The 14,138-nt window shown below is 34.6% G+C and carries 12 protein-coding genes, 1 tRNA gene and 2 rRNA genes (1 of these 15 cut by a window edge); 14 read left to right on the forward strand and 1 reads right to left on the reverse strand.

Going from position 1 to position 14,138, the window contains the following annotated elements; all coding sequences use genetic code 11:
- From J0J69_RS09215 to purB, 14 genes are all read left to right on the forward strand, one after another.
- Window positions 1-328 (forward strand): 23S ribosomal RNA (locus J0J69_RS09215); it begins 2,563 nt to the left of the window's first position.
- 52 nt (window positions 329-380) lie between these two features.
- Window positions 381-489 (forward strand): 5S ribosomal RNA (rrf, locus tag J0J69_RS09220).
- An 11-nt stretch (window positions 490-500) separates the two neighbouring features.
- Window positions 501-574 (forward strand) — tRNA-Gly (locus J0J69_RS09225).
- A gap of 215 nt (window positions 575-789) precedes the next feature.
- A complete protein-coding gene (gene pyrG / locus J0J69_RS09230; protein WP_212726190.1) occupies window positions 790-2,394 on the forward strand; it encodes a CTP synthase in 1,605 nt (534 codons plus the stop codon).
- Between the two features lie 160 nt (window positions 2,395-2,554).
- Window positions 2,555-3,157 carry a transporter substrate-binding domain-containing protein gene (locus J0J69_RS09235; RefSeq protein WP_212726191.1) on the forward strand — a complete coding sequence of 201 codons (603 nt, stop codon included), beginning with the start codon at window positions 2,555-2,557 and terminating at the stop codon, window positions 3,155-3,157.
- 24 nt (window positions 3,158-3,181) lie between these two features.
- Window positions 3,182-3,802 carry a transporter substrate-binding domain-containing protein gene (locus J0J69_RS09240; protein WP_212726192.1) on the forward strand — a complete coding sequence of 207 codons (621 nt, stop codon included), beginning with the start codon at window positions 3,182-3,184 and terminating at the stop codon, window positions 3,800-3,802.
- A gap of 131 nt (window positions 3,803-3,933) precedes the next feature.
- Window positions 3,934-4,635, forward strand: coding sequence for a GGDEF domain-containing protein (locus tag J0J69_RS09245; RefSeq protein WP_212726193.1), 702 nt, complete (start codon window positions 3,934-3,936; stop codon window positions 4,633-4,635).
- 197 nt (window positions 4,636-4,832) lie between these two features.
- Complete coding sequence (locus tag J0J69_RS09250) at window positions 4,833-6,248, forward strand: NAD(P)/FAD-dependent oxidoreductase (protein ID WP_055245018.1); 1,416 nt, start codon at window positions 4,833-4,835, stop codon at window positions 6,246-6,248.
- Between the two features lie 86 nt (window positions 6,249-6,334).
- On the forward strand, window positions 6,335-7,615 hold the full coding sequence (locus J0J69_RS09255) for an adenylosuccinate synthase (RefSeq protein WP_055245016.1): 1,281 nt from the start codon (window positions 6,335-6,337) through the stop codon (window positions 7,613-7,615).
- A 900-nt stretch (window positions 7,616-8,515) separates the two neighbouring features.
- Window positions 8,516-8,797: a hypothetical protein gene (locus J0J69_RS09260; RefSeq protein WP_055245012.1), complete on the forward strand. Its 282-nt coding sequence runs from the start codon at window positions 8,516-8,518 to the stop codon at window positions 8,795-8,797.
- Window positions 8,798-8,847: 50 nt separating this feature from the next.
- Complete coding sequence (locus J0J69_RS09265; RefSeq protein ID WP_055245011.1) at window positions 8,848-9,432, forward strand: thioredoxin domain-containing protein; 585 nt, start codon at window positions 8,848-8,850, stop codon at window positions 9,430-9,432.
- Window positions 9,433-9,493: 61 nt separating this feature from the next.
- A complete protein-coding gene (locus tag J0J69_RS09270; protein ID WP_055245009.1) occupies window positions 9,494-10,186 on the forward strand; it encodes a response regulator transcription factor in 693 nt (230 codons plus the stop codon).
- 48 nt (window positions 10,187-10,234) lie between these two features.
- Complete coding sequence (locus tag J0J69_RS09275; RefSeq protein WP_256637858.1) at window positions 10,235-11,542, forward strand: sensor histidine kinase; 1,308 nt, start codon at window positions 10,235-10,237, stop codon at window positions 11,540-11,542.
- A gap of 191 nt (window positions 11,543-11,733) precedes the next feature.
- The gene (gene purB / locus J0J69_RS09280) at window positions 11,734-13,029 is read left to right on the forward strand and encodes an adenylosuccinate lyase (RefSeq protein WP_055305288.1); all 1,296 of its coding nucleotides are present in this window, start codon (window positions 11,734-11,736) and stop codon (window positions 13,027-13,029) included.
- A 384-nt stretch (window positions 13,030-13,413) separates the two neighbouring features.
- Here purB and rbr read toward each other — a convergent pair whose 3' ends face one another.
- Window positions 13,414-13,956 (reverse strand): rubrerythrin, encoded by a 543-nt coding sequence (gene rbr, locus J0J69_RS09285; RefSeq protein WP_212723994.1) that lies wholly within the window; start codon window positions 13,954-13,956, stop codon window positions 13,414-13,416.
- Between the last annotated feature and the right edge of the window lie 182 nt (window positions 13,957-14,138).

Here is a 14,138-nt window from a genome sequence, read left to right on the forward strand (position 1 = left end):
GTACGCGAGCTGGGTTCAGAACGTCGTGAGACAGTTCGGTCCCTATCCGTCGTGGGCGTAGGAAATTTGAGAGGAGCTGTCCTTAGTACGAGAGGACCGGGATGGACACACCGCTGGTGTACCAGTTGTTCTGCCAGGAGCATAGCTGGGTAGCTACGTGTGGACGGGATAAACGCTGAAAGCATCTAAGCGTGAAGCCCCCCTCAAGATGAGATTTCCCATTCGAAAGAAGTAAGATCCCTTGAAGACGACGAGGTTGATAGGTCAGGAGTGGAAGTGTGGTGACACATGGAGCGGACTGATACTAATCGATCGAGGACTTAACCAAAGAAACTGAAGAAGATATCTAGTTTTGGAAGATTAACAACATCTTTCAATGGTCTAGTGATGATGGCAAGGAGGGCACACCTGTTCCCATACCGAACACAGAAGTTAAGCTCCTTAGCGCCGAGGGTAGTACGCAAGTGCGAGAGTAGGACGTCGCTGGGCCAAACCTATATGCGGGTGTAGTTTAATGGTAGAACTTCAGCCTTCCAAGCTGACTGTGAGAGTTCGATTCTCTTCACCCGCTCCAATTCGAATAGTCGCACTCTTAGAGTGCTTTTTTTATCCCTTGTGAGAATATAATTTTCCAAAAATTTCGTTTATATCCGACTTTATTAATATTTATTATTGTATTATTAAATTATATCTGATAATATATTCAAGAGCCCTAAAAAATGCTCTCCATAATGGAGAGCATATTTTTTTTTATCTAAAAACAGAAACTTATTAATGGAGGAAAAATACATGACAAAATATATTTTTGTTACGGGTGGAGTTGTTTCATCATTAGGAAAAGGAATTACAGCTTCTTCTCTTGGCCGATTATTAAAAAATAGAGGTCTTAAAGTTTTTATGCAAAAATTTGACCCTTATATCAATGTTGATCCAGGTACAATGAGTCCATATCAACATGGTGAGGTTTTTGTTACGGATGATGGGGCCGAAACGGATTTAGATTTAGGTCATTATGAACGTTTTATCGACGAAAACTTATCGCAAAATTCAAATATTACTACAGGTCGCGTTTATTCTAATGTTATTGAAAAAGAACGTCGCGGGGAATATCTAGGTGCTACGGTTCAAGTTATTCCTCATATTACTAATGAAATTAAATCAAAATTAGTTGCTGCCGCTCAAGATAGTGATGCTGATGTTATCATTACTGAAATTGGTGGTACTGTTGGTGATATTGAATCTTTACCTTTTTTAGAAGCCATTCGCCAGGCACGTAAAGATTTTGGATATAATAATACATTATATATTCATAATACTTTAGTACCATATTTAAAAGCAGCTGGTGAAATTAAAACAAAACCAACACAGCATAGTGTTAAAGAATTACTTTCATTAGGAATTCAACCAGATGTTATTGTTTTACGTACTGAAGTTGATATTGAAGATCATGTTAAAGAGAAGATTTCTTCATTCTGTAACGTACCTAAAGAGGCTGTTGTTCAAGCAATTGATGCTGATATTTTATATGAAGTTCCTATGCATTTAAAAGCTCAAGGATTAGATGATTATGTATGTAAACATTTTGGTATTGAAGCGCCGGAAGCAGATATGACAAAATGGCAGGAGTTAATTGATACTGTTCGTAATTTAGATGGTGAAGTATCAATTGCCTTAGTTGGTAAATATGTTGCATTACCAGATGCTTATTTATCAGTAGTTGAGGCATTAAAACATGCTGGTTACCATTTTGGTAAAAAGGTTAAGATTAAATGGATTGATTCTGAGAGAGTTACAGAAGAAACAGTTAATGAAATCTTTGCTGATGTAGATGGAATCTTAGTACCAGGTGGATTTGGTAATCGAGGTGTAGAAGGTAAGATTTTATCTTGTCAATATGCGCGCACTAAAAATATTCCCTATTTTGGAATTTGTTTAGGTATGCAAATTGCTGCGATTGAATATGCTCGTAATGTTGCAAAATTAGAAGGTGCTAACTCTACTGAGTTTGATGAAAATACACCTCATGCTATTTTTGATTATTTACCAGATCAATATGAAGGTATTAAAATGGGGGGAACGTTACGTTTAGGTTTATATGATTGTTATGTTAAAGAAGGAACTAAAGCATATGATGCTTATCAATCAGTAAATGTTAGGGAACGTCATCGTCACCGTTATGAGTTCAATAATCAATATAAAACGATTTTAGAAAATGCAGGATTAGAATTCTCAGGAATTAATCCTCAAACCGGATTAGTAGAAATTATCGAAATTCCTGGACATCGTTGGTTTGTGGCAGGACAATTCCATCCAGAATTCTTATCACGTCCACAAAAACCACAGCCTTTATTCCGTGATTTTGTGAAAGCAGCTATGGAATTTAGTTTAGAATAGTTTAGTATAATATTTAGTTTATAGATTTGTAGTTGGATTGAGAGTAAGAGCTTTTTAGAATTAAAAAGTGGGCTCGAGATCTAACTACTTTTTTTATTTTATTGGTAAAAATATGATATAATTATGTGTGAAAACGAATTCAGAGTTGAGGATGGGTAGGATGAAGAATTACTTGTTTATTTTTTTAATCGCTATATGTTCGATGATAAATAGTGGGGATGATTTTTGTATAGAAGCGTCTAGTGTTTTCAATAATTCTGATGAGGAATGGTTATTAGAAAAAAGTCAGAGTAAGTTTAAGATAGGGTACCCTTCTTCTATTACACCATTAAATTATTACTATTTTTATAGTTCGTTAAAGGGAGTTATTAATGATATTTCTCAAGAATTTTCTAATTTAACTGATAAGAATTTATCTTCATATTTAATTTCAGATATTGCAGAAAATGAAAGTTTATTAAAATATGGGATTATCGATTTATTTGTATCAGGTAAGATGGAGGCATATAAGGAGTTTTATTATAGCTCCCCTATTCATGAATTCGAGTATACTTTTTATGTGAATCAAGGAAATAATGCGAAAAATACAGAAGACTTGATGAAGTATAAAATTGGGATTGTTAATAATGATGATAAGATTGAAAAGTATTTATTATCTTTTAAAGATATTATTAGTTATCCAAATTATATGGCTCTATATGCTGGTCTTAATAATGGTGAGATTGATGCGATTTTTGTACCGAGAGATTTGTTTCAGTATTAAAGTTTAGTGCATGAGTTACGAGAGGTGAAATCAACGGAATATTTGTCATCAGCATGGTATTTTATTTCAGATGAACCTAATTTAATCTCAATTATAGATAGGATTATGTCTAAGATGCAGACGATGGAAAAGCATGCGGATTATTTCTTCAACCATCAGAATGCATTAATTGGGAAGCTATATAATTTAGATAAATCGACATATGAATGGTTATTTTATCGGCAACCTGTGATAAAGGTTGGGATTTATGATGTACCACCTTTTATGTATTATAATGAGGATGAGGATACGTTATCTGGGATGTTAGATTATGTTTTGAAGCAGATTCATAACAATTTTGGTGTCAAGTTTGAGTTTGTTTTTGGTGATTATGAAGAGTTAGTAGGGGCTTATCAACAGGGTGTGATTGATATATTACCTGTTTTTGAGATGGAGTCTAATGAGAAATTATTTTTAGAGGGAAATAATTATGAGATTTATCAAGGTCAGATAAATGCGTATGGGCTATTTAATCAAGTGATGTTTCAAGAGGCGGTGGGTACTAATCTTAATACAGTGCTAGGAAGTGTATCCAGTGAAGGATTTTTAAGAAGTGAGATGAATGTTCGAGTTGAAGATTCGATTAGTAAGTTACATGAGGGCTAGTTGAAAGAAAGATTGATTATTTATTACTAGATCCTGTTTATTTAGATTATTTTGAACAGTACAATTTGTCGTATAAAGGAAAAATTGGTAAGTATATTTTCTCTTTAATGGTTAGAGATAATCAAAATTTTATGATATTATTTGATGCGATTAAAGTACATGATTTTGAAGATGATGAGGTGCGATTGAAGTATGAGATGGTCCTTTCAAGTGAAATGTACTTGTTTGAGATGTCTTCATTGAAGCATGATTTATATTTGATGCATCAGCAACAATTTTTGTTTGCTGGAGGGACTATTCTATGTACATCTATTATTTTGGTGTTGGGACGTATGCGTTATTTGGATAAGAAGACGGAGCATTTGAAATATACGGATTATGCGACAGGACTTTTGAATCGATTAGGTTATATGAATCAGATGGATAAGATGATGAATAAGGGTGAGCCGTTTACTTTTGCCATTATGGATATTGATCATTTTAAGTCAATTAATGATACGTATGGTCATTTAGTTGGCGATCAAGTTATTACTTATGTGGCGAATGTGTTGAAGAAATGTTGTCCACAGAATAGTGTGATTTGTCGATTAGGTGGTGATGAGTTTGTGATTTGTATTAGAGATCATAGTAAGGAAGTTGCTATTTCAGTTGTAGAAAGTATTAGAGAAGATTTGAAAGGTTATAGTGAATATTTTGAAGTGACCGTTTCAATGGGGATTTCTTTTTATAGAGGGGAGGCCGTTGATTTAGAAAAGCTTTATCAGCAGGCTGATCATGCTTTGTATGAAAGTAAGAAAAATGGTCGGAATCAATATCAAATTTTTCAAAATTAGGGGATTGCATATTGAGATTTCTTTGATATAATAGTAACGTTAAATCCTATATAAAAAGGTGACAAAATAATGAAACTAACAAATTTGGAAACTAAATTGACAAATTTCATATATATTTTAAGTATCTAGCACTCTATGTTCGCATAGGGTGCTTTTTTGTTGGTATATACCAGATTTGTTTAAAGGAGTAGAGAGCAATGAGTAATTACGATGTTGTTATTGTTGGGGCAGGACCTGCAGGGATTTTTGCTGCATATGAGTTATCAAAGAAAAATAAGGATTTAAAGGTGGCTTTAGTAGATAAGGGGTTAGATATTTATAAACGTAGATGTCCAATTCTTGAACATAAAATTAAAAAATGTCCAGTAATCAAGGACCATGTAGGTTGTATGCCTGCTTGTTCAATTACGAATGGGTTTGGTGGAGCTGGTGCTTATTCGGATGGAAAGTTTAATATTACACATGAGTTTGGTGGATGGATGACAGATTATTTATCAAATGGTGTAGTAGAGGATTTAATTAGTTATGTTGATGAAATTAATTTAGAACATGGGGCAACGACTGATATTACGGACCCAACGACGGATAAGGTTCGTGAGATTGAGAAACGTGGATATGCGGTAGGATTAAAATTACTTCGTGCAAAAGTTCGTCATTTAGGAACAGAACAAAACTTAGAAATTTTAAAAAGCATTTATGAAGCAATGAAAGACCGTGTGGATTATCACTTTAAAACTGAAGTAAAAGATGTTATCGTCGAAGATAATGAAGTAAAAGGGTTATTACTTGCTAATGGAGAGACAATGAAGGCTAATCAAGTCTTTTTAGCACCAGGTCGTGATGGATCAGTATGGTTAAAAGACGTGATGAAAGGTCAAAATATTCCGATGAAGAATTTACAAGTTGACATTGGAGTACGCGTGGAAACTTCTGATATTGTCATGCAAGAAATCAATGAGCATTTATATGAAGGAAAGTTCGTCTATCGCACGAGTGTAGGGACTGTTGTTCGTACGTTCTGTTCAAATCCTTCAGGTCATGTTGTTGTTGAAAATCATTCAGGAACGATGTTGGCAAATGGTCATGCTTATAAGGATCCAAAGTTAGGAAGTAAGAATACGAACTTTGCTTTACTTGTTTCTCATACGTTTGAAGAACCATTTGATCAACCAAATGAGTTTGCTCATGAAGTTTCACATTTAGCAAACAAATTATCAAATGGATCAATAATTGTTCAAAAATATGGAGATATTTTAAGAGGGCGTCGTACGACGGCTAAACGTTTAAAAGAAGGATTCGTAGAACCAACATTAAAAGAGGCGGTTCCTGGAGATTTAGGGTTAGTACTGCCTTATAATACGATGAAGTCATTAATTGAGATGACGGAAGCGTTAGATCATGTAACACCAGGTATTGCAGCGGAGCATACGTTGTTCTATGGTGTAGAAGCGAAATTCTATTCAGCTCGTCCTGAGATTGACGATAAGTTTGAAACAAAAGTTAAGGGCTTATTCGTTGGTGGAGATGGAGCGGGTGTAACACGCGGACTTGCGCAAGCTGGAGCAAGCGGAGTTTGGGTGGCTCGTCAAATTTTAGAGCGCTATGAGGCGTAAAATTGATGAATTGTTTTCGCTAATCAATTCATTTAGATACTAGAAAAATTTAAATTTCATTTTGACAGAAAAGGTGGAGAGTTTTAATGGCAAAAACAGTTGTAGTTGTAGGAACACAATGGGGAGATGAAGGAAAAGGTAAAATTACCGATTATTTAGCTCAACAAGCAGATATCGTAGCTCGTTACCAAGGTGGAAATAATGCTGGACATACGATTGAGTTCAATGGACAACAGTTTAAGTTACGCTTAATTCCTTCTGGAATTTTTAATTCTGAAAAAGTAATTTTAGGAAATGGAATGGTTATTAATCCTGAGTCATTACTTGAGGAGATTGCTTACTTAAATGAAGGGGGAATTTCAACAGATCATATTCGTATTTCAAATCGTGCTCATGTGATTTTCCCTTATCATATTGAGTTAGATGGTCTTCAAGAAGAGTTAAAAGGAGATCAAAAAGTTGGAACAACTAAACGTGGAATCGGTCCTTGTTATACAGATAAATATGCACGTGTTGGAATCCGTATGGGTGAGTTGATGGATAAAGAAGTATTTGCTACTCGTTTAAAAGAACAATTAGCTGATAAAAATGAAATTTTAGCCAAATACGGAAAACCAACATTCTCATTCGAAGAAATCTATACAAAATATTGTGAGTATGCTGACGTGATTCGTCCTTATGTAACGGATACTTCTTATGAATTAGATGAAGCATTCAATGAAGACAAAAAAGTCTTATTCGAAGGTGCTCAAGGGGTTATGTTAGATATCGACCACGGAACTTATCCATTCGTAACGTCTTCAAATCCATCAGCTGGTGCGGTAACAACTGGTTTAGGTGTTGGTCCAACTAAGATTGAAGAAGTTATCGGGGTTGTTAAAGCATATTCAACTCGTGTTGGTGAAGGTGCGTTCCCAACTGAAATTGAAGGAGAAATTGCAAATCGTATTCGTGAAATCGGTCGTGAGTACGGAACGGTAACAGGTCGTCCTCGTCGTATCGGATGGTTCGATAGTGTTGTTGTTTCTCATACTCGTCGTGTAAGTGGATTAACTGGAATTTCAGTTAACTTATTAGATGTATTATCAGGATTAGAGACACTAAAAATCTGTACAGCTTATGAATTAGATGGGCAAGTGATTAAATACGTTCCATCAACAATCAAAGAATTTGAACGTTGTACACCAGTTTATGAAGAAATGCCAGGATGGCAAGAAGATATTACTGGAGTAACTTCATTTGAAGAATTACCAGTCGCTGCACAAAACTACTTACGTCGTATTGAAGAATTAATCGGTGCAAAAGTAGCCATCTTCAGCGTTGGTCCAGACCGCGAACAAACAATCTTATTAAAAGCGTTATTCTAGAACAACTCTGCACTATGTGCAGTTAGTTGTTCTTGACTCCGCAACAAGCGGAGTTATCCTTTTTTGTGAAAGTCGTGAGAAACGAAGTAAGCACGACTACTACAAGAGGATTATTAGAAGCGAGAGTTTTCTTAATCGAGTGAAACTTTTGAATTAGAAATGAGAATTTATTTAGATACATACATAGTGAAAAAGATTTCACATTTTACGAAATAAGCTTAGTACATTCGTTTTGATGGTAGCCAGGCTAACTATAGTAGCGCTAAAATTTTTTCAGCTATGAAAAACTTATCGCTACTTATATATATTCTGAGATAGCGGTGGAGAAAGCTGTTATAAATGTCAGTAAAGTGAGTGATTTGAGTAGAGAAGGGGAAATCTCTACTAAGATTAATCAGTAAGAAAAAGTCATGAATCTGATGGGGAAGTCAGGTTTATGGTTATTGAATAGATGACTTTAGTGGAAGTGGGGAAGCTTCTGCTATAATTTAGCGTATCATTATCGTGAGGAAACGATGGTGATGGATTTATGAGTGAGAGGTTTTAATAGAAATGGGGAAGTTTCTACTAATATAATTTGAATATAGCTGAGAAGTTATGTTTATTTGAGTAAGAGCAACCTATTAGAAGCGGGGAAACTTCTACTAGGTTTTAGTGAGAAAACAGAATTTAATTGAATAAGAGTAGTAGTGAGAGTTAGAATTTTGAAGTGGATGGTAGATGGAAGGTGCTTATTAATAATGGGGAAGTTATTAATGGGTGGAAGGAACGTTTGTTTTATTTTTTAGGAGTAGGCTAAGAAGGTCAAGGTGGGAATTTTTATATAGATAGGCAACGCAATTTGCGTTGCTTTTTTTTCTAAATCATGTAAAATAGTGATGTTAAAGGGGCGTGATTTGGATGAAGAAATGGTATTATGCAATTTTTTTAGTTTGTTTATTTGTTTTTAATCAAGCATTTAAGTCTTATGTAGAAGTATATGGTTTAATTGAAGGAGTATTGGTTGGGTTAACGATTGCATTTTTATGTAAGCTGGTGTTTAAGGTAGTGACGAAGACGATTATTTTTATCGCTATTGTGTGTGGTATTTTAGTGTTTTTAGTGTCATCAGGTTATATTGAGTTACCAGCAGAGCTTGCTAATCTTTTTAACCTTTCACATATATTTCACAGTTTTTTCTAATATAAGAGGTTATTTTAAGTTATAATAATGGATGTAAAGGAGCAATAGTTATGAAGAAAATTTTAATAGCCTTAGTTGCAGTTATTGTTATTGCAGTAGGAGCAAATTTCCTATTCCCTTCGGTTAATTCGCTGACTGATTTTAAACATATTAACTATACAGAGACTTTTGATCAAAAGGAGTCAGAGTATTACGTTTATTTTTATCAGGAAACTTGCCCACTCTGTTTGCAGTTTAGTCCAGAGCTAGTGGCTGCGTATAATGAGAAGGATGTTCCGATTTATGTGGTTGATGCTGCGGCAACAGAAAATAAAGCGGCTTGGTATGATTGGGCTGCTCATGATAAAAAATATACAAAAGTGATTGGTAAAGTTGAGAATGGGGTACAGGTTTTCAATGAAGGAGAATCGAGTGCGAAGTATCCATCGAATGAAGGATGGACAATTTCTACAAATAAAAATAATGAGCTTGTTGCTTATCATAAAGATGCTTTTAATAACCGTTCACCACAAACCGCAGAAGAAATTGAGATTTCTGGTACACCAGCGTTAATTAAAGTTAAAGATGGGAAGTTAGCGGGGTATGGTGAAGGGATCGATCAAGACCGTGCTTTATTGGAGACTTATGGACAATAATTTAAAAAAATCTTGCTTTAACGAGCAAGATTTTTTAACAGATTAATATGAGGTGATAGATATGAAACATATTTTCGTAATTGATGATGATGCAAATATTAGACAATTAATTTTAAGATATTTAGAAAAGGAAGGATATAAGGTTACAACATTTGAAAATGCAGATTCAGTGTTAGAGGCATTTAATGTGATGCAACCAGATGCCCTTGTTTTAGATATTATGATGCCAGGTACAATGGATGGGCTTGATTTATGTAAAAAGATTCGTACGGTCAGTCAAGTTCCAATTATTTTCGTATCAGCGAAAGATGAAGCGGTGGATCGTATTATTGGTTTAGAGCTTGGAGCGGATGATTATTTATCAAAACCATTTAGTCCTCGCGAGTTGTTAGTACGTTTGAAAATTATTTTCCGCCGTATTGAACCCGTCATGGCAACTGAACAAGAGACAACTCTTTATCAAATTAACGATGTAAAAATTGATGATTCAAAACGTGTCTGCACAGTGAATGGTGCTGAGATGTCATTAACAAATAATGAGTATATGTTATTATCTTATTTAGTAAAGAACAAAAATATTTCATTTACTCGCGAAAATTTAATTCAAAATATTTGGGGTTATGATTATGTCGGAGAATCACGAATGATTGATGATTTAGTGAAACGTCTTCGTAAAAAATTAAAAGCGATGAATGCACAGGTTGAGATTACAACGGTTTGGGGTTATGGATACCGAATCGATGATAATTTATAATTAGGTGTTGATATGAGACTTGATCGCAAGTTGTTTTGGAGTTATATTGTGATTATTTTAATCGCGATCTCCACGTCATTTACACTATTTACAGTGGCCTCTAATCAATTTTTAACTTATCGTTTAATGGATAGTATGAAAAAAGAGCTAGATTTAATTAAGGAAAACTTGATGATTTATAATACGGATTATTTTCACTCAGGATCTGTCATTAGAGATCATATTATGCAATTAGTTCAATCTAACTTGATTATTATCCAGGATAATACACTAGCTTTTACAAATAGTCAGGATCTTTATGATGAATTACAGGTTCATAAAGGGGATATTTCTTATCTAAATAAACATTATTTAACTGTTTCAGGTGAAACGAATATTGGATATACGAAGTTTGATATTATCTTATTGAGTGAAAAAGGGATGATTAGTGAATTAAATCAACTAAATTTAAGTATCCTATTTATTACTTCACTGGTCAGTATGTTAATTGCTGCGTTTTTTGGCGTCTATGTTCAAAATAATATTTCAAGACCAATTCATTTACTGAAAAATAAGGTTCGAGGTTTCCAAGAAAGTATGGAGGCGCCTGAGGTAACGATTTATACAGGTGATGAGATCCAAGAATTAGATGAAGATATTGTTCGTATGGCGACATCGATTGTTAATAATGATCGTAAGCGCAAGGCGTTCTTCGAAAATACGTCTCATGAATTAAAGACCCCCTTAATGAATATTCGCGGTTATGCGGAAGGATTAAAGGATGGTATTTTTTCAATCGATGAGGCTGCTGAAGTCATTGCTCAGGAGAGTGAGTCCCTTCGAACGTTAGTTGAGTCTATTTTATATTTATCTAAACTTGAAGATGCGACGCACGATCGTTATCAACTTCAGTTGGTTGATTTAAATCAATTTTTAGATGGCTTCTATCATAAGATGGCGGGTTTAGTAGCAGATAAGAATCTTGAATTTCAGTTGAATTTGGATAAATCAGTTCAAGTTAAAATGGATGATGATAAGATGATTCGTGCGTTATCGAATATTATTACGAATGCAGTTCGTTATGCGAAGACAGTGATTTCGATTGAGACGATTGTTGAGAATAATGTTGTGGAGATTCGTTTATTTAATGATGGACCACAAATTGCTGAGGCGGATTTACCTTATCTTTTTGATCGTTTTTATAAAGGGGATAAAGGTCAGTCAGGTCTTGGTTTAGCGATTGTTCAAAGTATTATGACAACACATCATGGTACGGTTGAGGCGCTAAATGTTGAGGGTGGTGTATGTATGAGTGTTAAGTTACCTTATGTGGCATCTTCTAGTAAACGTCGATTAAATGAGATGAAAAAAGGTTAAATCAATAAACTGATTTAACCTTTTTTATTTGAAATGAAAGTGGATTAATCATTTGTTAGCGTTTCGGTAGTTTATCATTTTTTTTATTGCGACAAATGATGTCAAAAATTTAAAAGAAAGATTTGTTAGAATGGGCAATTTAAGTTAAAATAAATAGGTAAAGTAAAATAGGATAAGGTGGGAAAGTAGACATGATTGAGCGTTATTCGCGCCCTGAGATGGCAGCTATTTGGACAGAACAAAATAAGTTTGAAGCATACTTAAAAGTTGAGATTTTAGCTTGTGAAGCTTGGGCTCATTTAGGACACATTCCAATGGAAGATGTTGAAAAGTTATGGAAAAATGCTTCATTTGATCTGAATCGTATTTATGAAATTGAGCGAGAAACTCGCCATGATGTTGTAGCTTTTACACGTGCGGTAAGTGAAACTTGCGGTGATGAGAAGAAGTGGGTACATTATGGATTAACGTCAACGGATGTTGTAGATACAGCAAATGGATATTTATTAAAACAAGCGAATGATATTTTACGTGCTGATATTCAACGTTTTATTGATGTTTTAGGTGAGAAAGCTAAAAAATATAAACATACAGTGCAAATGGGTCGTACACACGGGGTTCATGCTGAAATCACGACGTTTGGATTAAAGTTAGCGTTATGGTATGAAGAGATGAAACGTAATCAAGCTCGTTTCGAGGAAGCTGCTCGTGCGGTTGAGTGTGGAAAAATTTCTGGTGCCGTTGGAACGCACGCGAATATTCCATTCTTCGTTCAAGATTACACTTGTGAGAAGTTAGGAATTGAATCTGCTAAGATTTCAACTCAAACGTTACAACGTGACCGTCATGCCGCTTATATGGCAGCTATCGCGTTAGTTGGAGCATCTATCGAGAAAATGGGTGTTGAAGTTCGTCACTTACAACGTACTGAGGTTCGTGAGGCAGAGGAGTTCTTCCGTAAAGGACAAAAAGGTTCTTCAGCTATGCCACATAAACGTAACCCAATCGGTTCTGAGAACATGGCAGGGTGCGCACGTGTGTTACGTGGATATATGGTGACGGCATATGACAATATTGCTTTATGGCATGAACGTGATATTTCACATTCATCTGCAGAGCGTATTATTATGCCAGATGCAACAATTTTATTAGATTATATGTTAAATCGTTTTACTAACCTTATCGATAATTTAACTGTTTATGAAGAAAACATGTTAGAAAATATCAACAAAACTCATGGTGTTATTTTCTCTCAACGTGTGATGTTAAAATTAATCGAAAAAGGATTTGTTCGTGAGCAAGCTTACGATTTAGTTCAACCTAAGGCAATGCAAGCTTGGGAAAACCGTCAATCATTCCGTCAATTATTAGAAGCAGATGAAACAGTCATGAGCCATTTAACAATGGAAGATTTAGATGATTGCTTCGATCATACATATCACTTAAAAGCAGTAGACGGAATCTTCGAGCGCCTTGGATTAAACTAAAAGGTTAAAAATGACGTTGAGCTTTCCGTACAGGTCGGATTTCGGGGGTCTAAACTCGAAGTTTGAGTTTAGTGATCGGAGGAGACTTGATAGGAAGGTTGTCATTTGAAACTGGATTGAATAAAAGTTGCCCTAAAGGATAAGAATATTTAAATTCAAATGAATTAGATGGGCCAAAAAGTAGCGGGAATTTTGCGTTCTCTGAGTTAAGTAGGGAAATAAATTTTAGTTAAATGTACTACCTTAGATGAGGAAAGGTAGTTAAATATTTTAGATTAATTTGATTGGCCATATTCAATTTAATCGTGTTGTGGATAACTTCATTTGAAGTTATCCACATTTTTGTTTTTGAGCAAAAAAAGAGCCATTCGGCTCTTTGAGATATTAGTAGTTTTCTGAACGGATTTCGAAGTGTGCTTGATCGTATGAGCAAACTGGACATACTTTCGGCGCCTTTTTCCCGAAATGAATGTGTCCACATTCTTGGCATACCCAAGCAACTTCTTCTTCACGTTCAAATACTTGACCTTCTTCAATATTTTTTAATAATTGTATATAACGCTCTTCGTGGTGTTTTTCGATTTTTCCAACCATTTCGAATAAGGCTGCAATACGATTGAACCCTTCTTCGCGAGCTTGTTGTGCGAATGTTGCATACATGTCAGTCCACTCATCGTTCTCTCCAGCTGCAGCATCTTTTAAATTTGTCATTGTATCTGCGATTTCACCTTCATGTAATAATTTGAACCATAATTTTGCATGTTCCATTTCGTTACGAGCTGTTTCTAAGAAGATGTTTGAGATTTGTTCATATCCTTCTTCTTGAGCTTTTGCAGCATAATAAGTATATTTGTTACGTGCCATTGATTCACCAGCGAATGCATGCATTAAATTTGCTTCAGTTTTAGAGCCTTTTAAGTTATTCATAATTCAATTCTCCTTTATTCTCGTTATCTCTAATTAGACTTTTTAAAGTAAATAGTAACTATTACTAGTTTATATTAGCTTTAGATTAAAATCAATAATAATTCTTAAATTTATTTAAAATAATTGATATTATTATATTTTTGATATTAATTATCATTTAAGGTAATAAAAAATTGCTTATA

This window comes from Turicibacter bilis (genome assembly GCF_024499055.1).
GTDB lineage: Bacteria > Bacillota_I > Bacilli_A > MOL361 > Turicibacteraceae > Turicibacter > Turicibacter bilis.

Coding starts and splice junctions, on each gene's coding strand:
- pyrG (WP_212726190.1), top strand. CDS start 790: ATGACAAAATATATTTTTGTTACGGGTGGAGTTGTTTCATCATTAGGA.
- J0J69_RS09235 (WP_212726191.1), top strand. CDS start 2,555: ATGAAGAATTACTTGTTTATTTTTTTAATCGCTATATGTTCGATGATA.
- J0J69_RS09245 (WP_212726193.1), top strand. CDS start 3,934: ATGATATTATTTGATGCGATTAAAGTACATGATTTTGAAGATGATGAG.
- J0J69_RS09250 (WP_055245018.1), top strand. CDS start 4,833: ATGAGTAATTACGATGTTGTTATTGTTGGGGCAGGACCTGCAGGGATT.
- J0J69_RS09255 (WP_055245016.1), top strand. CDS start 6,335: ATGGCAAAAACAGTTGTAGTTGTAGGAACACAATGGGGAGATGAAGGA.
- J0J69_RS09260 (WP_055245012.1), top strand. CDS start 8,516: ATGAAGAAATGGTATTATGCAATTTTTTTAGTTTGTTTATTTGTTTTT.
- J0J69_RS09265 (WP_055245011.1), top strand. CDS start 8,848: ATGAAGAAAATTTTAATAGCCTTAGTTGCAGTTATTGTTATTGCAGTA.
- J0J69_RS09270 (WP_055245009.1), top strand. CDS start 9,494: ATGAAACATATTTTCGTAATTGATGATGATGCAAATATTAGACAATTA.
- purB (WP_055305288.1), top strand. CDS start 11,734: ATGATTGAGCGTTATTCGCGCCCTGAGATGGCAGCTATTTGGACAGAA.
- rbr (WP_212723994.1), bottom strand. CDS start 13,956: ATGAATAACTTAAAAGGCTCTAAAACTGAAGCAAATTTAATGCATGCA.